At 39.1% G+C, this 20,307-nt stretch carries 18 protein-coding genes; 6 read left to right on the top strand and 12 right to left on the bottom strand.

The annotated features are described in order from the left end of the window. The 7 genes from QGM71_RS18465 to QGM71_RS18430 form a co-directional block, all read right to left on the bottom strand. The gene (locus QGM71_RS18465; RefSeq protein WP_327609043.1) at window positions 1–564 is read right to left on the bottom strand and encodes a 4Fe-4S dicluster domain-containing protein; all 564 of its coding nucleotides are present in this window, start codon (window positions 562–564) and stop codon (window positions 1–3) included. Next, complete coding sequence (locus tag QGM71_RS18460) at window positions 565–2,733, bottom strand: molybdopterin oxidoreductase family protein (RefSeq protein ID WP_327609042.1); 2,169 nt, start codon at window positions 2,731–2,733, stop codon at window positions 565–567. Next, on the bottom strand, window positions 2,720–3,805 hold the full coding sequence (locus tag QGM71_RS18455; RefSeq protein WP_327609041.1) for a hypothetical protein: 1,086 nt from the start codon (window positions 3,803–3,805) through the stop codon (window positions 2,720–2,722). The genes QGM71_RS18460 and QGM71_RS18455 overlap by 14 nt, the downstream gene beginning before the upstream one ends. Window positions 3,806–4,159: 354 nt before the next feature. Beyond that, a complete protein-coding gene (locus tag QGM71_RS18450; RefSeq protein WP_327609040.1) occupies window positions 4,160–4,873 on the bottom strand; it encodes an EcsC family protein in 714 nt (237 codons plus the stop codon). Window positions 4,874–5,175: 302 nt separating this feature from the next. Then, window positions 5,176–6,777, bottom strand: coding sequence for an ABC transporter permease (locus QGM71_RS18440; protein WP_327609039.1), 1,602 nt, complete (start codon window positions 6,775–6,777; stop codon window positions 5,176–5,178). After that, window positions 6,777–7,694, bottom strand: coding sequence for an ABC transporter ATP-binding protein (locus QGM71_RS18435; RefSeq protein WP_327609038.1), 918 nt, complete (start codon window positions 7,692–7,694; stop codon window positions 6,777–6,779). Before QGM71_RS18435 ends, QGM71_RS18440 begins: the two co-directional genes overlap by 1 nt. A gap of 14 nt (window positions 7,695–7,708) precedes the next feature. Next, window positions 7,709–8,287: a TetR/AcrR family transcriptional regulator gene (locus QGM71_RS18430; RefSeq protein WP_327609082.1), complete on the bottom strand. Its 579-nt coding sequence runs from the start codon at window positions 8,285–8,287 to the stop codon at window positions 7,709–7,711. A gap of 298 nt (window positions 8,288–8,585) precedes the next feature. On the opposite strand from QGM71_RS18430, the gene QGM71_RS18425 reads away from it, so the two are divergent. From QGM71_RS18425 to QGM71_RS18415, 3 genes are all read left to right on the top strand, one after another. After that, window positions 8,586–9,341, top strand: coding sequence for a GTP cyclohydrolase II (locus QGM71_RS18425; protein ID WP_327609037.1), 756 nt, complete (start codon window positions 8,586–8,588; stop codon window positions 9,339–9,341). Continuing rightward, a complete protein-coding gene (ribD, locus tag QGM71_RS18420) occupies window positions 9,334–10,422 on the top strand; it encodes a bifunctional diaminohydroxyphosphoribosylaminopyrimidine deaminase/5-amino-6-(5-phosphoribosylamino)uracil reductase RibD (RefSeq protein WP_327609036.1) in 1,089 nt (362 codons plus the stop codon). The genes QGM71_RS18425 and ribD overlap by 8 nt, the downstream gene beginning before the upstream one ends. 127 nt (window positions 10,423–10,549) lie before the next feature. Further along, window positions 10,550–11,140: a 5' nucleotidase, NT5C type gene (locus QGM71_RS18415; RefSeq protein ID WP_327609081.1), complete on the top strand. Its 591-nt coding sequence runs from the start codon at window positions 10,550–10,552 to the stop codon at window positions 11,138–11,140. Window positions 11,141–11,452: 312 nt separating this feature from the next. Here the strand turns inward: QGM71_RS18415 and QGM71_RS18410 are convergent, their stop codons facing one another. Then, window positions 11,453–12,211, bottom strand: coding sequence for a GNAT family N-acetyltransferase (locus QGM71_RS18410; protein ID WP_327609035.1), 759 nt, complete (start codon window positions 12,209–12,211; stop codon window positions 11,453–11,455). 334 nt (window positions 12,212–12,545) lie between these two features. Here QGM71_RS18410 and pdxK point away from each other — a divergent pair, with 334 nt between their 5' ends. Then, on the top strand, window positions 12,546–13,352 hold the full coding sequence (pdxK, locus tag QGM71_RS18405; protein ID WP_327609034.1) for a pyridoxine/pyridoxal/pyridoxamine kinase: 807 nt from the start codon (window positions 12,546–12,548) through the stop codon (window positions 13,350–13,352). Between the two features lie 72 nt (window positions 13,353–13,424). Here the strand turns inward: pdxK and QGM71_RS18400 are convergent, their stop codons facing one another. From QGM71_RS18400 to QGM71_RS18390, 3 genes are all read right to left on the bottom strand, one after another. Beyond that, complete coding sequence (locus QGM71_RS18400; RefSeq protein WP_327609033.1) at window positions 13,425–14,045, bottom strand: class I SAM-dependent methyltransferase; 621 nt, start codon at window positions 14,043–14,045, stop codon at window positions 13,425–13,427. A 165-nt stretch (window positions 14,046–14,210) separates the two neighbouring features. Then, window positions 14,211–14,627, bottom strand: a complete 417-nt coding sequence (locus QGM71_RS18395; RefSeq protein WP_327609032.1) for a universal stress protein — start codon at window positions 14,625–14,627, stop codon at window positions 14,211–14,213. Between the two features lie 53 nt (window positions 14,628–14,680). Beyond that, window positions 14,681–16,141, bottom strand: a complete 1,461-nt coding sequence (locus QGM71_RS18390) for a SulP family inorganic anion transporter (protein WP_327609031.1) — start codon at window positions 16,139–16,141, stop codon at window positions 14,681–14,683. 316 nt (window positions 16,142–16,457) lie between these two features. On the opposite strand from QGM71_RS18390, the gene QGM71_RS18385 reads away from it, so the two are divergent. Then, on the top strand, window positions 16,458–16,640 hold the full coding sequence (locus QGM71_RS18385) for a helix-turn-helix domain-containing protein (RefSeq protein WP_327609030.1): 183 nt from the start codon (window positions 16,458–16,460) through the stop codon (window positions 16,638–16,640). A gap of 70 nt (window positions 16,641–16,710) precedes the next feature. Here the strand turns inward: QGM71_RS18385 and QGM71_RS18380 are convergent, their stop codons facing one another. Continuing rightward, entirely contained in the window at window positions 16,711–17,979 is a 1,269-nt protein-coding gene (locus QGM71_RS18380; protein WP_407703053.1) for an MFS transporter, read from the bottom strand. A gap of 713 nt (window positions 17,980–18,692) precedes the next feature. Here QGM71_RS18380 and QGM71_RS18375 point away from each other — a divergent pair. Next, window positions 18,693–20,279, top strand: a complete 1,587-nt coding sequence (locus tag QGM71_RS18375; RefSeq protein ID WP_327609029.1) for a peptide chain release factor 3 — start codon at window positions 18,693–18,695, stop codon at window positions 20,277–20,279. The last annotated feature ends 28 nt before the right edge of the window (window positions 20,280–20,307 follow it).

The raw sequence follows: 20,307 nt of genomic DNA, 5'->3' as shown, positions 1-20,307 counted from the left end.
TTAAAACAATTTCGTTGTTCCTTGCAATATTCCAGGAAGATTGACTCTAACATTCGTTTCCCCTTCAAGGAAAGGCATGCTGGTAACCCATTTATCATTACCAAGATCATGTTGCTGCTGTTTCTGTTCAATCTCTTCCTCTGAGAGCCACTGCAGCGTATTGGAAGGACACACACTAGCACACATTGGTGGAATATCATCTTTTGTACGGTCAATACACAAGTCACATTTATACATAAGGTTCTCTTCTTCATCAAACTTAGGGATTCCATATGGACAAGCAATCGTACAGTTTTGACAACCGATGCACTTCTCAACTAATGCAGATAAAACTGCTCCTGTTTCATGTATTTGAATGGCTTGAGCCGGACAGCTTCTTGCACAAGCCGGATCAACACAATGCAAGCACATAAGTGGCATCGTTTGACGATTCACCAATGGATTTACATCATACACATAGTTTCTGTTCTTTTCTTCATGTCCTCCGCATTGTGTACAAGCAGCGAGACACGCGCGACACCCTATGCAATTTTCCAACTCTATATATAATCTTTTCTTTTCCATTTAAAGCACCTTCCCAGTTTTAACTTTCTCGATTTGAGCAGCACAAACTTTAAATTCCGGCATTTTTGAGATAGGATCCAATGCTGCGATGGTTAATAGATTGATTGATTGTTCGTGACCGAAATGATACGGAACGAAGATCGTATCCTCTCGAATGGCTTCCGTACTTTTCACTTTATACTCACATTTCCCTCTACGTGTATAGAGAACTACATTTTCGTCATGTTTAATACCATATTTCGCGGCAGTAACTGGATGAACTTCTACATATGGTTCTGGGCACATATCGTTAAGAAATTTGATTCTTCTCGTTTGGTTACCTGACAGATAATGGTAAACGACACGACCTGTAGTTAAACGCAGAGGATATTTTTCACATGGCTCCTCTGCCGGTGGACGATATGGAAGTGCACAGATCTTGGCTTTCTCATCGGCATGGTAGAACTTTTTGTCAAGGAACATATGGGGCGTTCCGGTATCCTCTTCATCTTTACAAGGCCAAAACACACCGTCCTGCTTATCAATTTTATCCCATGTGGCACCATAGTAATCTGCGTTGCCGCCCTTTGTTGCTAGCCGGAATTCATCCGCTACATCTTTAGCTGTTTTCAAATGAGAGAAGTACTTCCCTCTACCAAGACGTTCAGCTAACTCTACCTGCATCTGCCAATCTGGTTTTGATTCACCAATTGGTTCTTGAGCCTTATTAATTTTTATAATCCGTCCTTCCAGATTAGTTACCGTGCCTTCATCTTCAGACCATGTTACCGATGGCAGAATGACATCAGCGTATTCCGCAGACTCTGATAAATAAAAGTCGGCACATACCATGAAATCAAGATCTTTTAATGCGCCTCTTACAAAATTAAGATTTGGAGCAGAAACTGCCGGATTTGAACAAAGCAGATACAATCCGCGAATTGTTTTATCCTTCATTAATTCAAACATTTCATAAGCAGAAACCCCTGGTTTTGGCATTTCTTCAGGCTCAATCCCCCATACCTTACTAACAGCTTTTACATGTTCAGGGTTGGTAATCTTTCTATAGCCTGGTAAAAGGTCTGATTTCTGTCCGTGTTCTCTTCCCCCCTGACCATTACCTTGGCCGGTGAAGGTCGCAACTCCCGCTTTTGGTCTGCCGATCTTACCGGTAATGAGAGCCATATTACAATATGCAGAAACATTATCTACACCTTTCTGTTGCTGCTCAATCCCTCTGGCAAACATTACGATTGCATTAGGAGCTTTTCCGTAAATCTCAGCTGCTCTTATGATTTTCTCTTCTGCTACACCTGTCAGCATACTCGTAACTTCCGGTGTGAAATCTTTTACTACTTCTTTGGTCTCTTCAAATCCGTTCGTATGTTCACTAATAAACGATTCATCTGTATAGCCGTTTTTAATTAATAGATGTAAAATTCCATTCGCTAATGCCAGGTCGGTACCCGGACGTAAATCCAAGTGAACATCAGCTCTTCTGGCAACCGGTGTTTCTCTTGGGTCTGCCACGATCAGATAACCGCCCCGCTCTTGGACAGCCCAAACACGGAACATAGAAGTAGGGTGGCATTCTGCCGTGTTGCTTCCTGCAATGAATAAGCAATCCGTTTCATGAACATCTGTCCAAGGAAGCGTTGATCCACGATCAACGCCGAATGTTCTTAAGAAACCACCTGCAGCACTGGACATACAAAAACGCCCGTTATAATCAATATATCTGGTTCCCATCGCAACTCTGGCAAATTTACCTGTAAGGTAGCATTTTTCGTTTGTCATCGAAACCCCGCTGAAAACGGATAAACTGTCTTTGCCATAGTCAGCTTGCAGCTTACCAAATTTCTCGGCAATCAAATCATATGCTTCATCCCAGCTCGCTTCACGGAACCCTTCTTTCGTACCTTTCAAGGAAGCATCATCTCGGATCAACGGCTTAAGGATACGGTCATCATGGTTTGTTTGCTGATATGCTGTAACACCCTTAGGGCACATTTTGCCAAGGGTTACTGGCCAGTCGTATCTTGGTTCTACACCAATTATTTTATTTGTTGAAGTATTAACACGTAAGTTCATTCCGCACTGCATACCACAGTAGCTGCAGTGCGTTTTTACTAGTGTTTCATTTGGATGCCTGACATTCTCTACGTCCCGAAAAAATTTATCCTTTTGCATCTTGATTTGCCTCCTTGATTAGCACTTCATGTGTAGCGAATCCTGAAAATCTTGAGATACGGTACTTTCTTCGACATGGCAGACAAAGCTCTGCCAGATTAAAGCCGTCTTTCATATTAAATTCGATCTGATTCTGTTCCAGTACATCAATAACGTCACTCGTCTGCTCGGTTGACACAAATTCAGAACCACAAACCTTACATTGCTTCATCGACTGTTCCGCATAATGTTCGCGATAGTTTCTTGCAAAAACACTAAGTGGTCTGAACGGAATGTGGGCAAGTTTTCCAAAAGGTAAATAAATTAGTGTGATAATAACAGAGTATTGGTGAATAAGAGACATGGTGTAGTGTCCAGTTCCGTGTAAAAACACATTCATAAACGTTAAAATCAAACCGGTAATACTTATAAATAACAAGAGATAAAGTGGCAAAAAGTCATATAGAAATTTTTGTTCAGCTCTTGCCTGCATATTCTTTAACCGGCGATACATCGCCATACAAACACCAATAATTACTGCGATGGCACTAAAATTTAATGCATTGTAGGAAAAAAAGGCAATGACTCCATCTGCTGGGACTGTCATCAAATTTATACCCATGGCAACGATCGTATAATAGCCACTGTCAGCCATCGTAAAGTACATCCACCCAAACACTAGCGGGAATGTAACCATACATGAAACAATGACACCCCAACCGATCAATACGTGCTGGGTCCATCGGTAAATTCCCCTATTCCAAATAAAATTGTATGTACCAAGGTGTTCCACTGATGTCTTTGGTGTTGATTTTCGGAAAAGTAGTTTAATTCCCTTTTTTATATAAATCTTTGTTGGTGGTCTTTCTCCCCATGCGATAAAACGGTAGAAAAAACCGCCAAGGAAAACTATTGTTCCTACCATATATCCATAGAGATTTAAGTCCACATGTGTAAATATCCGTGTTCCTATAAACGATAGAATTACAAGACCACTGATTGCGAGAAACATAGACTTGGCAAACTTCGATGCAAATGCATTATTTATTGAATTCGTTCTTTTCACTGTTTTATCCACGCTGGTAGCTTCCATTTGAACTCTCCTTCACCAGTTTTTTTGCTGATTTTTATCTTCTATCATCATTATAGGAACTTAGCTCCTCTTTTGTAATTAGGGAAAGTCCTTATCTTGTGGGGGAAATCCCCCTATAGTGTTATAAAATGATCTTAACGACTTCATTTATGAGGTACAAAACGTTAATCGCTAGTTAGATATCAACTATAATCACATAATTTCCAGCAAAAAATGGCTTGAGGAGTTTCAAGCCATTTTTCAAGAGATAGGAGAGCATAAATTTTGGCTGCAATTAATTCTTACAATTAAACAGCCACGTCCGGCTTCGACGGACAAATGTTTTCGGTGGGACGAGCAGGCGTGTTTCCACTATTATTTAATTGTTAAAAATCGCAAACGGTAAGCATTCAGCGCCGTTTCACCTAACGTATCAAGAAGGTTATGGTTTGCATATGCCCCTACAATTGCTCCTAAGCCTGGAATTAATTGAAACATTTTAATCAAATCGATATAATCCCGATACTCCTGTTGAAACACACGCCAATCCATATCTATTAATTCATCTTTCTCATTATCCCAGTTCTCAATGATATGCAATGTTTCTTTTCGTTTTTCGTCACTTGAAAAAGCGAGCTGAAAGATATGAAGAATAAAGAGACGCTCCTCATACTCTTTCGTATCATATCCGTATATCGCAGCCGCTTCGAATAGGAACTTCATCTTAATGGATAACAGTAACGGGAAATCAGCAAGACCAAGAAATATTCCCCCTGCACCTGTTCCAGCCCCTTCAATAACTGCTGTTTTACGATATGAGGTAAGCTTCTCTTTAAAAAGTTCATCTCTTGCAAACAAGCTCATTTCTATTGGTTGTTGTTTTTTAGTTGTAATAGTTGAGCCGACCAAGGTTGCCTTAACCATGTTTCTAATACTATCTGTTATTACTTTATGGGCTTTTTCGGGGATCATCCCATTTACTTTTGATTGTGCTTTCTTTGATAATTGAGTGAATAGACCTGAACGTTTTAAAACCTTTCTCCGCCAAGCTTGGAGTTCACGATTTACTTTCTGTTCATATTCTTTCATTTCCACATCATCCTCTAAGCCAACTTCATTTAAATACGGGTAATCTCAGGTTAACTGCTGCTCCGCGAATTCACGGTATAATCAATGGGTTTACGTCAGTTCCTGATGGGTTCCACTTCCTGTCATTTTTCCATTCTCGATAGAAATTACTTTATTCGCATCAACAATATGCCCTCGCAATATTTGTACGTTGCCTCTAGTCCACCTGATAATTTTACACCACGTTCTCCAACCACCACCACTCGGCCGGCAAAAGCAACTTTTTCATAGGTTTAAACGGGAGGTATTCACCTTACATCCTGCTAGCCTTCAATATCCCTGTTTCTATAGCCAATAAAACCAGCAACGATTAAGACAACTGCAACTAGTGTCAGAATGATAATCGGCATAACTTCCAATTCCTCAATTGGAAGTTGTGGAATATGTCCGAATGGGGATAGTTGGCCAACCCATTCTGGAAATTGGAATATGCCACCTAAATAGAGCGTAATAAATGAGTAAAGTATATAAAACCATATTAAGCTAATCAACTTTGGCATAAATCCTATAAGAAACACTGCAATGCTAATCATAATTGCTATTGCTGGATAGTATACAAGTGCTGCCCCATAGATCATCCCTATGTCGAAACCTTCCTCCATAACAGCAGTTCCTGCCGCCCATAGCCCTAATGTAGCAAGTGAAATCATGATAAATCCATTTGCCAAGGAAATAAGCAGGTGACTACCCATTAAACGGTTTCGCGAAACCGCTCTACCAAGCAAATGTTCTATGCGATTCTTTTTCTCTTCTGCATATAGTTTATTCATGGCCATTACAGGAGGAACTGTTGATAGAAGCGCCATTATAACCAATAGCATCGGAATAAACTGTTCTGTTAAAGAATACCCCTCAACAGGAGCTAGCATTTGCTCCATCATTTCATTTCCTTCAAAGAATGATTCCAAATCACCTAAGACCGATCCATAAGACATTCCCATGAGAAGCATACCAACAGCCCAGGCGATTGTCCCGGTTCGTTGTAGCCTTAAGGCAAGACCTAGTGGGCTCTGCAAGAAGGAAGAAGCGTGTTTTCTTCCTGGTTTGGAAGGTAAGAACCCCGCTTCCAAATCACGAATAGAATTTAAATAGCTTGCAAGAATAAATAGAATAATAGATACACCAAGCATCAATACAATAGGCCACCAATTATTGCTAGAGTATGGCTCTGACTGAGTCACCCACCCCAAAGGAGAGATCCATGACAGCGTTTCATTCCCAACATCACCTATAGCCCGAACTAGATAAGCAGTAATCAGGATTGCTATTGAAAATCCAGTTGTACCCCGGGAATTCTCAGATAGCTGTGCGAAGAGTGCAGTTATACCAGCAAAGAAAATACCAGTTGCACCTAAAGCCGAACCATATAGTAGAGAGCCCCCAAGATTCATACCTTCTATGCCTAATGCATATAAGCCAAAACCTATGATCAACGCCAATATCACATTCGTTAAACATAATACAAGTAGCGTTGCACTTAAATTAGATAAGCGTCCTGTAGGTAAAGAACGAATCATTTCAATACGTCCATCCTCTTCATCGGCCCTTGTGTGACGGGTCACCAGTAAAATACTCATCAGGCCAACGACAACTGCTGTTAATAGCAGCATTTGATGTGACGTCATGGCACCAAGGGTATAATTATCCAAATCACCTGGTCCCACCATTGCAGTCATAGCGGGGTTTTTCATCGTTTCTGCCATAATATCTCTGTCTGTCTGCGTGGCATATAAATCCATGAAAGAAACAGGTACAATTAATGTAAAGAAAGTAATTCCAATCAACCATAATGGAATTCGAATACGATCCCGCCTTGCAATTAACCGAGCCAGCGAACCAGTTTGCTTAAATAAGTTTCCTGTCATTAGGAAACACCTCCTGCTCCTGTGTCCGCAATGTTTTCCGCCCCCTCATAATGCCGCATAAATAAATCCTCTAACTTGGGTGGTGCGCTTTCTAATTTAATAACTCCATATTGGGCAATGTATTTCATTACATTGTCCATTTCTTCTGTATCTACTTGGAACGCCTGACCTTGTTCTTTTTCTTCTATGTCATGTATCCCTTTTAATTCGCTTAAGGAAGTCATTGGCTGTTTTGTTTCGACAAACAGATTTGTACGTGTTAAATGACGTAACTCACTTAGTGTCCCTGTTTCAATGATTTGACCCTGGCGAATAATACCCACTTTGTCACATAATTTCTCCACCTCAGATAGAATGTGACTGGAAAGCAGCACACTCTTCCCTTCTTTCTTCGCATCCACCACACACTCCTGGAAAACGTTTTCCATCAATGGATCCAGCCCTGACGTAGGTTCATCCAGAATGTATAAATCTGCACCTGATGAGAAAGCTGCAACTAACGCCACTTTTTGTCGATTACCTTTTGAATACGTTCTACATTTCTTCGATGGATCTAAATCAAATTTCTTGATCAGCTCTTCTCGTCTGCTTTTATTATTGCCACCACGTAATTTTATAAAAAGATCAATCACTTCCCCGCCTGTTAAGTTTGGCCATAAATTGACATCTCCAGGAACATAAGCAATGCGTCTGTGAATGTCAACCGCATCTTTCCAAGCGTCCTTGCCGAAAATTTTAACATCACCTTCAGTTGCTTTTAAAATACCAAGCAACACACGAATAGTTGTGGATTTCCCAGAACCGTTTGGGCCAATGAAACCAAACACTTCTCCTTCATTCACTTCCATATTAACCCCATCTAAAGCTGTGAACTTTCCGAACTTTTTCGACAAATTGGTTATCTTCAGCATACTCAATTCAAATCTCCCCCTTATTTATAGAAACTTGTTTTTAACACATCCAGATACTCATAAAATTCCTCCCAGTATGGATCCAAATCAACTGAAGCAATTTGCTTTCCTTTAAACTCATTAGTCAACTCGTTCTGATAACCTTCAATAGACCATCGTATTAGTCTAAAAGCCTTATCTACATTAATATCATCACGGAATAATGTAGGGTCAATATTTTCATATAACATCGAGTAACCATAAGATTGTAAGTCAGTAAGCTGTTTTTGCAAATGTACAGGTAACTTTACTTCATCCGCTAAATAAACCGATCCTATAAAATTAGTAACACTAGGGTTTTCATTGAAAAATTTTAATTTAACACTAGCTATCTGCCTGAGCCGATCAATGAAATCAGGTTCGCTTACATCAATCAGGCTGAGAAATTCCTTCGTCATAATATTGATGGCATAATCAATTAGATACTGATAAAGTTCTTTTTTACTTTTAAAATAATAAAAGAGCATTCCCTTTCCTATTCCAGCATGTTTAACAATTTGATTTGTTGAAGCTTGCTCATATCCATTCTCTGCAAACTCCTGTAATGCCGCATTTAAAATACGTTTCTGTTTAGTTTCATCGAGGTTATTAAATGTCGGCGGTGTAATAGCTATCCACCTTCTTTCGCTTCATTTTATTCATGCATCTAACCACTTAGACCACACTGGTCGATTTAAGCGTACCACCACTGGACCATCCTGGTCAACATAAATTAGTTGTATTATTTCCAAACAGAATAATGTAAGGTACATACTATAGAAGCAATATCTTATTAGAGTTATGATGCTTCCGAGAAAGATAAATTGATGATATAGGAATCTTTATTTATACTAAGGTAAGGTGGAAGGAGATAGTTAAATGGAACAAATGAAGCTTGAATCAAAAGTCTTTTCTATTTTAAAAGATAAGATACAATTAATAAAAGCAAATGAACGCGCCATCTATCTAGTGGGGCCTATCCAACTCCCAGTTAACTTATATGGAGAAACGATTGTATTCCAGTGGTATTGCTGGTTAAACTACGACGAAGTAACGGAGGATTACGAGAAAATAATCGATAAATTATCGTCTTCAAATTTAGCAGAGTATCAGCAATCGAGTGTTCTCGTTTATGGGGATTTTGAAGAAGATGATGATGCCCTTATTCGAATGCACTCCATCTGTCATACAGGGGATATTTTTGGAAGCAAACGGTGTGACTGCGGATTTCAATTAAAACAATCCATGAAACGTATCACTGAGCATGGTACTGGTGCATTATTTTACTTAGCCAACCATGAAGGTAGAGGGATTGGACTGTTCAGCAAAGCGATGGCCTATGTTTTACAAGAAAACGGGTACGATACCGTTCAGGCAAATGAGGCTCTTGGGTATGTAGATGATTCCAGAAACTATGACGACGCCGCTCTTGTTCTTAAAACATTACGATCCAAGCCTGTAACCCTGCTGACCAACAACCCCAAAAAACTGAAGGCCCTGGAAAACTCAGGTTTACATCTATCTGGCAGAACACCTTTATGGGGTGACGTTTCTGAGTATAACGAGAAATATTTGCAGACAAAAATCACAAAGTCAGGCCATATAGATGATGGAGGTACTTGTCCAAATGACTAACCATGACTTTTATATGAAGCTTGCTCTGAGTAATGCACAGGCTATGAAAGGTCAAACCGATCCAAATCCTCTAGTTGGCTCGGTCATTGTTAATGATAATCGTGTAGTAGGAATAGGGACGCATTTAAAGGCTGGCGAGCCGCATGCAGAAATTCATGCTATCCAAATGGCTGGTGATCATGCCAAAGGCGGCACCATTTTTGTCACCCTCGAGCCGTGCTCCCATCACGGCAGAACAGGGCCCTGCGCAGAAGCGATTGTAGAAGCAGGCATTAAGAAGGCAGTCATCGCCACCCTCGATCCAAATCCAGTTGTATCAGGAAACGGGGTCAAAATACTCGAAGCAGCGGGTGTAGAAGTCGTTGTGGGAATAGGTGAAGCGGAGTCCCAAAAGATGAATGAAGTCTTTAATAAATTTATTGTACAGAAGAAACCATTCATCACCTTAAAATCAGGAGTAACTCTTGATGGGAAAGTTGCTACCCACTCCTTCAGCAGCAAGTGGATCACTTCTGAAGAAGCCAGACATGATGTCCATCTACTAAGGAATGAAAACATGGGGATTCTTGTCGGCATTAATACTGTTCTAAAAGACGATCCTGCATTAACTACAAGGATTCCAAATGGGCGAAATCCCATTCGTATTGTGCTTGACTCATCTTTAAAAATACCACTGGATTATCAACTTGTAACAGATAAGCAGGCTGAAACATGGATATTTACAAGTCAAAACTACGATATGGAAAAAAGAAACTTGTTAATTGATCTGGGGATATCAGTATTTGAAACGAGCGGTTTGACATCTGTTAACCCAAATGATGTTGTGCATGTGTTAGGTGATAAAGGAGTCTCTTCTGTATTAATTGAAGGGGGCGGGTCTATCAATGCTTCTTTTCTGGAAAATAAACTTATTGATAAGGTCGTTCTATATTTTGCACCGAAGCTAATCGGCGGCCAACATGCGCCAACCTTCTTAGAAGGCACCGGCATCGATCAGATGAATGATGCTGTGGAGCTGACGGATACAGATATTACAAAAATAGGCCCGGATTTCAAATTTACCGGCTATCCGATTTACTGATAAATGTGATTGCTGATATATTGCGGGAAGTCGCTGATAAAACCACCTTGAACACTGCTATAATCGTACAAAACACTGAATAAACAGCTGATTTCACTGATTAATCGCTAACCAACGCTGAATAAAAATTAATTTAACGAGGGATGAAAAAATGAAATTCGGTTTTGATATTGACGACACATTAATTAACTTGAGAGAGCATGCTTTCTCCCTGTATAAGCAGAAACTAAACAAAGATCTTTCACTGGATGTTTTCCATGCAATTAAAAAAGTGGAAATTCACGAACCATTTGGCTTAACAGAAGACCAGGGTAAAGAGATGTGGAACAGTTCATTGGAAGAGATTTACTTTACCACCTGTCCACCTTTCACAGGGGCTGTTGAAACATTGCAGGAACTGTATAATCAAGGTCATGAAATCTACTATATAACAGCCAGACCCAAGGAACATGGTGAAAGAACGAAAGATTGGATGAAACAGCAAGGATTCCCTATCCAGGATGAACGGTTCTTCTATGGAATGAAAGACGATGAAAAAATAAATATAATTCAGCAATTGAAACTTGATTATTATGTTGATGATAAGCCTGCGGTGCTAAACACACTTACTGGTGAACCAGTAAAACTAATCGTTAAGGATCAGTCTTATAATCAGGATTTGGATATGGACCGTATCGTAACCTGGACAGACTTCCCCGAAATTATTCAGGGAAATTAGTGCTCGAACAATAGAATTCAACACGAAGGAAAGTCAGTAAAGTTTCATTAAGCATGCGTGATCATCCTCCGACATATGAGGAAGCTAAAGCTCATGAAGCTTTGCTGCAAACAACAGAACTGGCAAAAAGCATTTCAAATACGAAGAAACACCCCAAAGCAATAAAAAATGGATGTTTCTAAAAATATTATTATATATTAGTCTGGATTTACTTGCATAAAAGTCCATTGCTTCTTCTTCCTAACCCTCAAACATTAAAAGTGTATGAATCTTTGATTAACATGAATGTGCACCTCCCATCTACTTTTCTAACTATTCTTGATAGATTTTTTGTATTTCATACTTGAATCCAAGATACGTGTAGTTTTGTTTTCTATACATTTCTCTCGGTGTGTCATCCCCATCAGCTACTAAGATCACCATTTTGCTTGGAAATCTCTCCATAACATATTGTTGAAGCCTGCCACCTATTCCCTTTCTTTGATGATCAACAAGAACATTTAAGCTATCAATTTCCACTGTATTCTCCCGAATAAATATATCTACTGATCCTGCAGGAGCCCCCTTGTAAAAAGCCATAAGCTGTAAAACACTCGGATCCTTAAAATGTTGTTTATGCAGACCAACCTTCTCTTTTGCAAATTCTTCCCCAAACTTTAAATCCTGCTCATACTGTAATTGAAGAAATAGATCCAGATTTTCACTAGTGACTTCTTTTATTTCTACATACGGATGCTTGTCTACTATAGGGAAGTCGTTTGGGTGAATAGCGTATAATTCGTTGTATCCATATTCATAATCTGCTTCCTTCAAATAGTTAATGAGTTTCTCGTTCAGCTTTTCATTATCTGGAAAATAAAATTTCACATGTGTTTGACCTTTTTTTAGATGAAATTCCCTCAAATAAATGGCAGCTTCTTTAAATTCAAACAGAGAAGGCACAACCTTAAATTCAATAAAATTACTATCATACATACTTAGCATTTTCGGATAATGGTAATGCCGATATAGTTTGTTCTCGAACTCAACATGGCCAGGTATAGAAATATTCTCAAATGTTATATTTTGCATTGGTGCCACCCTTTCGAACTATTTAAGTAATAATTGGTATACAGATGTTTTCGGCGGAGACGAGTAATCACAAAACGCTTCACTGAAATATCGCTATGCTTTTGTACCGAGGAATCTCAGGTACAGGCACAATTCCAATATGAAATAAAATAAATTTTATTTTCTAACATCTGCTTTTCCATTATAATGTCAGTTTTGAATTAGAACAATACGCTACACCGGAAAACTAGCTTGGATCGCGTATACAGAAGATTTTATTCTTTAATTTACGCGAAATTTGTTATATTCTAATAGTGAAAATAAATTACAGAAGGCTACAATTGGAGGAATTAGTATGACTATGAATAAAACGTTAACACTTGCGGGGTCTGATTCAAGCGGAGGCGCAGGTATACAGGCAGACTTAAAGACGTTTCAGGAAAATGACGTATACGGCATGACTGCACTTACATCAATCGTCACCATGGACCCGAATAACAACTGGAGTCATAGTGTAGACCCAATTAATGTGGCAATCGTAGAAAAACAATTAAACACGATTCTTTCTGTTGGCATTGATGCAATGAAAACAGGCATGCTGGGATCGGTTGATATAATTGAACTCGGCGCCAAGAAAATTGCTGCGTATAACCTGGATAAGGTTGTTATAGATCCTGTCATGGTATGTAAGGGAGAAGATGAAGTGCTGCAGCCGGAAAATACAAATGCAATGCGTGAGCTGCTTTTACCACTTGCAATAATTACGACACCCAACCTGTTCGAAGCTGGACAGTTAGCTAAGACTGGACCAATTAAAACAATTGATGGTATGAAAAATGCAGCAGAAAAAATTCTGGAACTTGGTGCAAAAAATGTAGTTATTAAAGGTGGAAAAGCGCTGGATCATGAAAAAGCTGTTGATCTTTTTTATGATGGAAGTGAGTTCTTACTCCTGGAGAATGCTAAAGTAGATACAACTTATACACACGGCGCAGGCTGTACTTTTGCTGCAGCCATCACAGCAAACCTGGCTAAAGGTAAATCCGTTAAGGAAGCAACTATCGCCGCAAAAGAATTTACTGCTGCCGCAATTGCTCATGGCTGGAAACTGAACCAATTTGTAGGCCCAGTAAAGCATGGCGCATACAATCAAACAAAATAGAAAAGTAATCCAAAAAGCCCTGAAATGAGCAATATACGTTCGTTTTTAGGGTTTTACATTATGTACTCATCTCTATTTTCTGCATACAGCAATACCCAGTGGATGGTGTTTATCTGTATTAAAATCGGCCGGCTCAATTAAGACCCCTTTTTGAAAATAAAAAGATGTAGCTGAATAATCATTAAATAGATTTTTAAATTCATTGACTGTCAGCTGATGAACATGAAAAGGAGACCCACATGGCACACCTCTTCCTTTACCAAAAGGAGTTGACAGGATTAATAAACCCCCTGGCTTTAATAGATTATAAAGGTTAGCCATAAACTTTTTCTCTTCGGAGACATGTTCAATTGTCTCGAAACTGAGAATACAATCAAACTCCCCTAACTCTTCCGGTAAGCGCGGATCTGTAACATCTCCATTTAGATAGGTTGTTAGCGGATGATAGTACGTTCCTTTAGCGTAGTTCACCGACTCCTTATCAACATCAATCCCGATAACTTCATTTACTTTATCTTTACATAACTTCGCAATAATATGGCTTCCATACCCTGAGCCACTTGCAAAATCAAGTACACGACCGTGAACATAATTGGCAGCAAAATGATACCTAGCAATGTGTTCAAGCAATAATCCATTTGTGATTTTCATTTTTTCGGGAATTACTCTTTCTCCTGTATCCGTTAATTTCATTTTTTCACCACTTATATTATATCGTCTATTATATATAGTATAACTCATTTATTCTATAAACACTTAAATTAAACTCAATTATAATATGTTATATACAGTTATAGTGATAAACAATCAAAAGGACTGCTCTCGCCTCAAATTAGAGACGAAAACAGTCCTTTATAATTACTTTACAATGAGTACAGGGCATTCTACATGTTTTGCCACTTTATGACTCACACTACCCAAAATCATCGTTTGCAACTTATTTAGCCCACGGCTTCCTATGACAAGACAGTCAAAGTTATTTGCATTAGCAAATTCTATAAGTGTAGGTCCAGGCTCTCCGTGAAGTAGCTTTACCTCATATTCTACTGAGCTTTCACCCAGTAAATCGAGAACGGCTTTAATTTTTTCTTTCCTTTTTAATTCAATCTCATATTTACTTGCACTCTGCAGGACATCATTTTTGGAGCTTTGCCCATCTATTACGTAGACAACCTCTATTGTCCCATTAAAATTCTTTGCCAACTCTATAGCATGTTTGGCAGATCTGATAGAGTGCTCGGAACCATCGCTTGCTAAAAGTATTTTATTATACACAGCTTTCACCTCTATGAACGGATTTTATTCACTTATCAATTAAAATTATAAAATTAATGTCCTGATGCTTTTGATAAGCCACCTATACGCTTTTTCAAATGCATGCTTTCATTGTTTAGCCCCGAATACACTACTTTTATGTTATTCTGTTCAAATTTCATTTCAATTTTATCCAAAGCACCAATTGCTGAGTCATCCCATAAATGTGCGTAAGTTAAGTCAATCTCTACTTCTTTTACAGAATCCTCAAAATTAAATTTGTCCGGAAGATCACTTACTGAAGCAAAGAACAGCTGACCCTCTATGCGATAAAGTTTTTTCTGTTCCCGTAATACGAGTTCTTCAGTGACTGCTACTTTGGAGATCTTTGCTGCAAAGAAGATAGCACTTAGCAATACGCCAGCCAATACACCTTTTGATAAATCATGTGTAACTAATACAATTCCAACAGTTGTTACCATAACAATGGCATCCGTTCTTGGAAGTTTGTTCAGGTTTTTCACCGATGACCAGTCAAAGGTACTAATAGCAACCATAATCATGACACCAGCCAGTGCTGCCATTGGAATTTGAACAACTATCCCGCCTAGCGCGATTATTAAAAACATGAGAAATACACCTGCAACAAGGGAAGATAATCTACCAGATCCTTCCGATTTCACATTAATCACAGACTGCCCGATCATTGCACAGCCTGCCATCCCTCCAAAGAATCCTGTTACAACGTTAGCAATCCCTTGTCCACGGCTTTCCTTGTTTTTGTCACTACCTGTATCTGTCATATCATCCACGATATTAGCAGTTAATAGGGATTCTAGTAATCCAACAATCGCTAACGAAAGAGAATATGGAAGTATAATCATAAATGTTTCAAACGTAAATGGAATCGAAGGAATTAAAAACACTGGTAACTGCTGTGTTATTGCCCCCATGTCCCCAACTGTACCAACGCCAATATTACCATAGATAGCAATGGCAGTAACAACAACAATTGCCACAAGCGTTGATGGAACTGCTTTTGTTATACGAGGCAATAGATAAATAATCGCCAATGTTAATGCGACAAGTGAATACATCACCCATGTTTCGTCTACAAAATGCTGTAGCTGTGAGGTGAATATCATGATTGCAAGTGCATTTACAAATCCGACCATTACCGAGCGTGGAACGAATTTCATTATTTTTGCCAGTTTTAAAACACCAAATAGAATTTGTAGAATTCCCGTTAAAATTGTTGCTGCCAGCAAATATTGTAAACCATGATCAGCGATCAATGTTACCATAAGTAACGCCATTGCTCCTGTTGCAGCAGATATCATACCCGGGCGACCACCCACAAAAGCGATGACTACCGCTATACAAAATGAAGCATAAAGACCAACCATCGGATCTACCCCTGCAATAATAGAGAAAGCAATTGCTTCAGGGATGAGTGCAAGAGCTACAACTATCCCCGCCAGCACATCTCCCCTTATATTTCCAAACCATTCCTGCTTTAAATTTTGTATATCCAATTTAGCACCTCTTTGAAGTTTTATAGTATAATAGCTTTTGACTCTCACAAAAGCTGGTCCCGTTTTCAACAAGACGAATCATACCATATTATTTCATGAATTCAAAACCCCATGTAAACGCGATCATTGATGTTTTTCTACAATTATCTTTGTTTAACGTCAACTAGATACCCAACTTCACAAAATGTACAATTAAATGACTTTGGGTAAAACCATTTATAATGGAGTGCATTCATTTATAATTAATTCTATATTTTAGAAAAACAGGCGTTATTTATGGTATGATAAATAATGCATACAGTTTGGAGGCATGTTTATGACGAACGAAATAATGACCGTTTCGCAGGTTGCAGAGTATTTGCAGTTAAGTGAAGTGACTACATATAAATTGGTGCAGGAAAATAAAATACCCGGTTTTAAAATTGGTAGACACTGGAGAGTTAAAAAAGAGGATCTAAATGAATTTATAGAACGACTTAAAAATGGTGAGAGAATATAATAATTAATAGAACCCCCTTCATGTGTCCTTATCGGATTACACGGAGGGGCTTTTTCTAATCAATTCTGCCTTAATGAGCTAGTTGAGCTTTATCAGGCTTTCTGGCAATTAAGGAACAGAACACCCCGATAATCGGAAAAATCAGGGTGGCAAGCAATACTGGCGTGTAGCTATGGAAGATATCAAACCCAATTCCAAAAGGAAGAGGACCAAACGCTGACCCCACCACGCCCATTGTCACACCTACTCCATTTATACTTCCAATATATCTTCGCCCAAAGTAATTCGGCCAAATAACATTCAATCCTATCCTCTCAAATCCGTTGGCAACCCCCCAAAGGGTGCCGAATAAAATAGCAACAGCTAAATTATTAACTATTAATAACAGCAGTAATAATACAATTTCAATTATAAAAATCACGACAAGTAAATAGTTGGTTCTTATCTTTTGTGTGATATAACCAGAAACAAAAGACATTGGAATTCCAACCACCGCCATTAAACTTAATACCATTGCAGCAATTCCCGGTGCTAATTCGTTCGTTCCGAAAATAGAAATAATATGGAAAGTGATTCCTGTATTTACCATTGCCGGAATCCCAACACAAACTAGAATGGCCCAGAATGCCCGCGTCTTCATTGCCTCACTGAGCGTCCAATTTTGTTCGGGCTCGTTAATTGCACCCCCAATAACCGGTGTGACATTTCTTCCCTTACTTACGGAAAGCCCATCTGGTTCCAGTCCTATATCTTCAGGTTTGTTCCTTACTCCAAATAAAGCAATTGGTACAAACACAAACAGTAATAGAATTCCCCAGAACCTCCAGGCAAATTGCCAATCCCAGGTGCTAATTAACCATGTATTAATAATCGGAAACGACATAGCACTTGCAAAACTTCCTAGTGTCATAATACTAAATGCTATTCCTCTTTTCTTAATAAACCACTGCGCGACCAATGTATTCGGAATGAGCGACATACTCCCTTGTCCCAGTAAGCGCACGAGAAAAAATCCTACCGCAAGCATCCACATACTAGAAACAATACTGTTGAATAAACAAGCAATACCGAAAACCGATCCCACAGTTACCATCATGGTTCGCTGGCCAAATCGATCAATAAACCTTCCAACAAAAATCATGATTACGCCGGCAACCAAGGTGGCTGCTGAATATAGTCCTGACACCTGAGATCGCGACCAGCCGAATTCCCGTATGTACTCATCAATGAATTGTGAATTCGAATATGTTTGACCGGGGCCCGAAAAGAATACGCCCAACCCGGCAATAATGACAATGAACCAGCCATAATAAAACTTCTGGAAAAAATTTTTCATCATGAAGTGTCCTCCCACTGATTCCGTTGCAACATGCATTTAATATGAAGTTTACCACTATTATTCTTGCATTTAAATTAAACGACTTACTATAGAAGAAACTAAGATTAGTTATTACTTAACTTACGCACCAGTAAAATAAGTTCAAACAGTTAGCTGGGTAAACTTACAAAATCTCTGATTATTCCCTTGTCAACCTTGGTGGAAATAAGTCTGTTTTCTAAGAGATTGGGACTGTACCTGTGATTACTCGGTATAAAAGCATAATTGCAGTTACAATCATTCCACCGAAATTTTTTTACACAAAATATATAAAAGACGGCGTAACTCTGGAATAGATCGTTAGCTACCACTACGGAAGATACACTTCGTCCAGAGGGTTGATCGCTGAATAAATCGGGGTGAACGCGGGATTAAGCTGAACAAGCGCTGGATAAAGTGGTCCGAACGCGGGATTAACCAAGCCGAACACAGGAAAAAGCGGAGCGAACGCTGAATGAAGGCAGGGACAGCATGAGAAATGAGCCCCTAATTTTAGAACTATATCCACATTGGTTTATTGACTGGAAACCTGTACACATGATATCTTTTGATGGTATTATCAATAAATAATTAGTTTTTAAGGAGCATTAAACCGATGTAAATCAAAAATCCCCGTTATTAGCTTAATGACTTTGGGCACATACTAAATAAATGAATGAATGGAAGGGATTTTTATGAGTCTACATGATGAAGTAACTAAACGAAAAACGTTTGCAATTATATCTCACCCTGATGCAGGGAAAACAACATTAACAGAAAGTTTATTGCTGTTCGGAAAATTGATTCGTTCCGCAGGTACAGTAAAGGGAAAGAAATCCGGCAAGTTCGCTACCTCTGACTGGATGGAAATAGAAAAACAACGTGGCATCTCAGTCACATCAAGTGTAATGAACTTTCCCTATAAGGATTTCCAGGTGAATATACTGGATACCCCCGGACACGAAGATTTCAGTGAAGATACGTACCGGACGTTAACTGCAGTGGACAGTGTTGTCATGATTATCGATGCTACAAAAGGGATAGAAGCTCAAACCAAGAAGTTATTCAAGGTTTGCCGTATGCGCGGTATTCCTATTTTTACGTTTATTAATAAGCTGGACCGTGAAGGAAGAGAGCCACTCGAACTCTTGGAGGAAATAGAGGAAGTTCTTGATATTGAGACATACCCAATGAACTGGCCGGTGGGGATGGGCAAACGTTTTCTAGGTGTATTTGACCGCCAAGGAAAACAATTTATCAAGTACAACGGAAATGAGGAAGAAACGACTATTCCTTACGATGAATTAGATAACGCTGAGCACGAAGAATTAGTATCACAGGCAACCTACAAAGCAACGGAGGATGAGCTCTCTTTGCTAGATGAAGCGGGCGATGAATTCTCTATGAAATCTGTTATGTCAGGTGAACAAACGCCTGTCTTCTTCGGTAGTGCTCTTGCACCGTTCGGATTACAAACCTTTTTCGATACATTTATTACCATGGCGCCATCACCAGCACCAAGGAAATCGACAGAGGGCATCATTCAGCCTGATAACCCGGATTTTTCCGGTTTTATTTTTAAGATACAAGCTAATATGAATCCAGCACACCGCGATCGTGTAGCGTTTCTTCGAGTATGCTCTGGTAAGTTCGAACGAGGCATGACTGTAAAATTGGCAAGATCAAATAAACCAATTAAATTGTCACAGACACAGCAGTTTGTTGCTTCATCCAGGGATACCGTAGAAGAAGCCTACGCAGGAGATATTATAGGTATTTATGATCCGAATATTTATCGGATTGGAGACACATTGATAGCAGGCAAATCACAATTTGAATATGATGAACTGCCACAATTCCCACCTGAGCTCTATAAAAAAGTAACTGCAAAAAATGTCATGAAATCAAAACAGTTCAGAAAAGGCCTTGAGCAGCTGGTACAAGAAGGTGCCATTCAATTATTTAAAGGGCATCGCAGCGACTCCAATATTATAGGGGCCGTGGGTGAGCTGCAATATGAAGTATTCCAGCATCGAATGAAGAATGAATACAATACGGACGTCATGCTGGAGTCCGTTGGCGAAAGGATCCCCCGTTGGCTCAAGGAAGAGCAGCTGGATGAATCTCTTTATGATGAACGGAATTTACTTGTCCGGGACCGAGAAGGAAATCCTATTGTTTTATTTAAAAATGAATTTTCCCTCCAGTGGTTCAAGGACAATAATCCTAAAGTCGAGTTAATTGATTTATATGAAGTAAATAAATATGAACAGACATATTAATTAGAAAGTAAGCCTATTGTGGTCAATT

The organism is Virgibacillus tibetensis, from assembly GCF_036026595.1.
GTDB classification, from domain to species: domain Bacteria; phylum Bacillota; class Bacilli; order Bacillales; family Amphibacillaceae; genus Virgibacillus_P; species Virgibacillus_P tibetensis.
The sequence above is the reverse complement of the archived record's forward strand: the minus strand, read 5'-3'. Positions and strand labels throughout refer to the sequence as shown.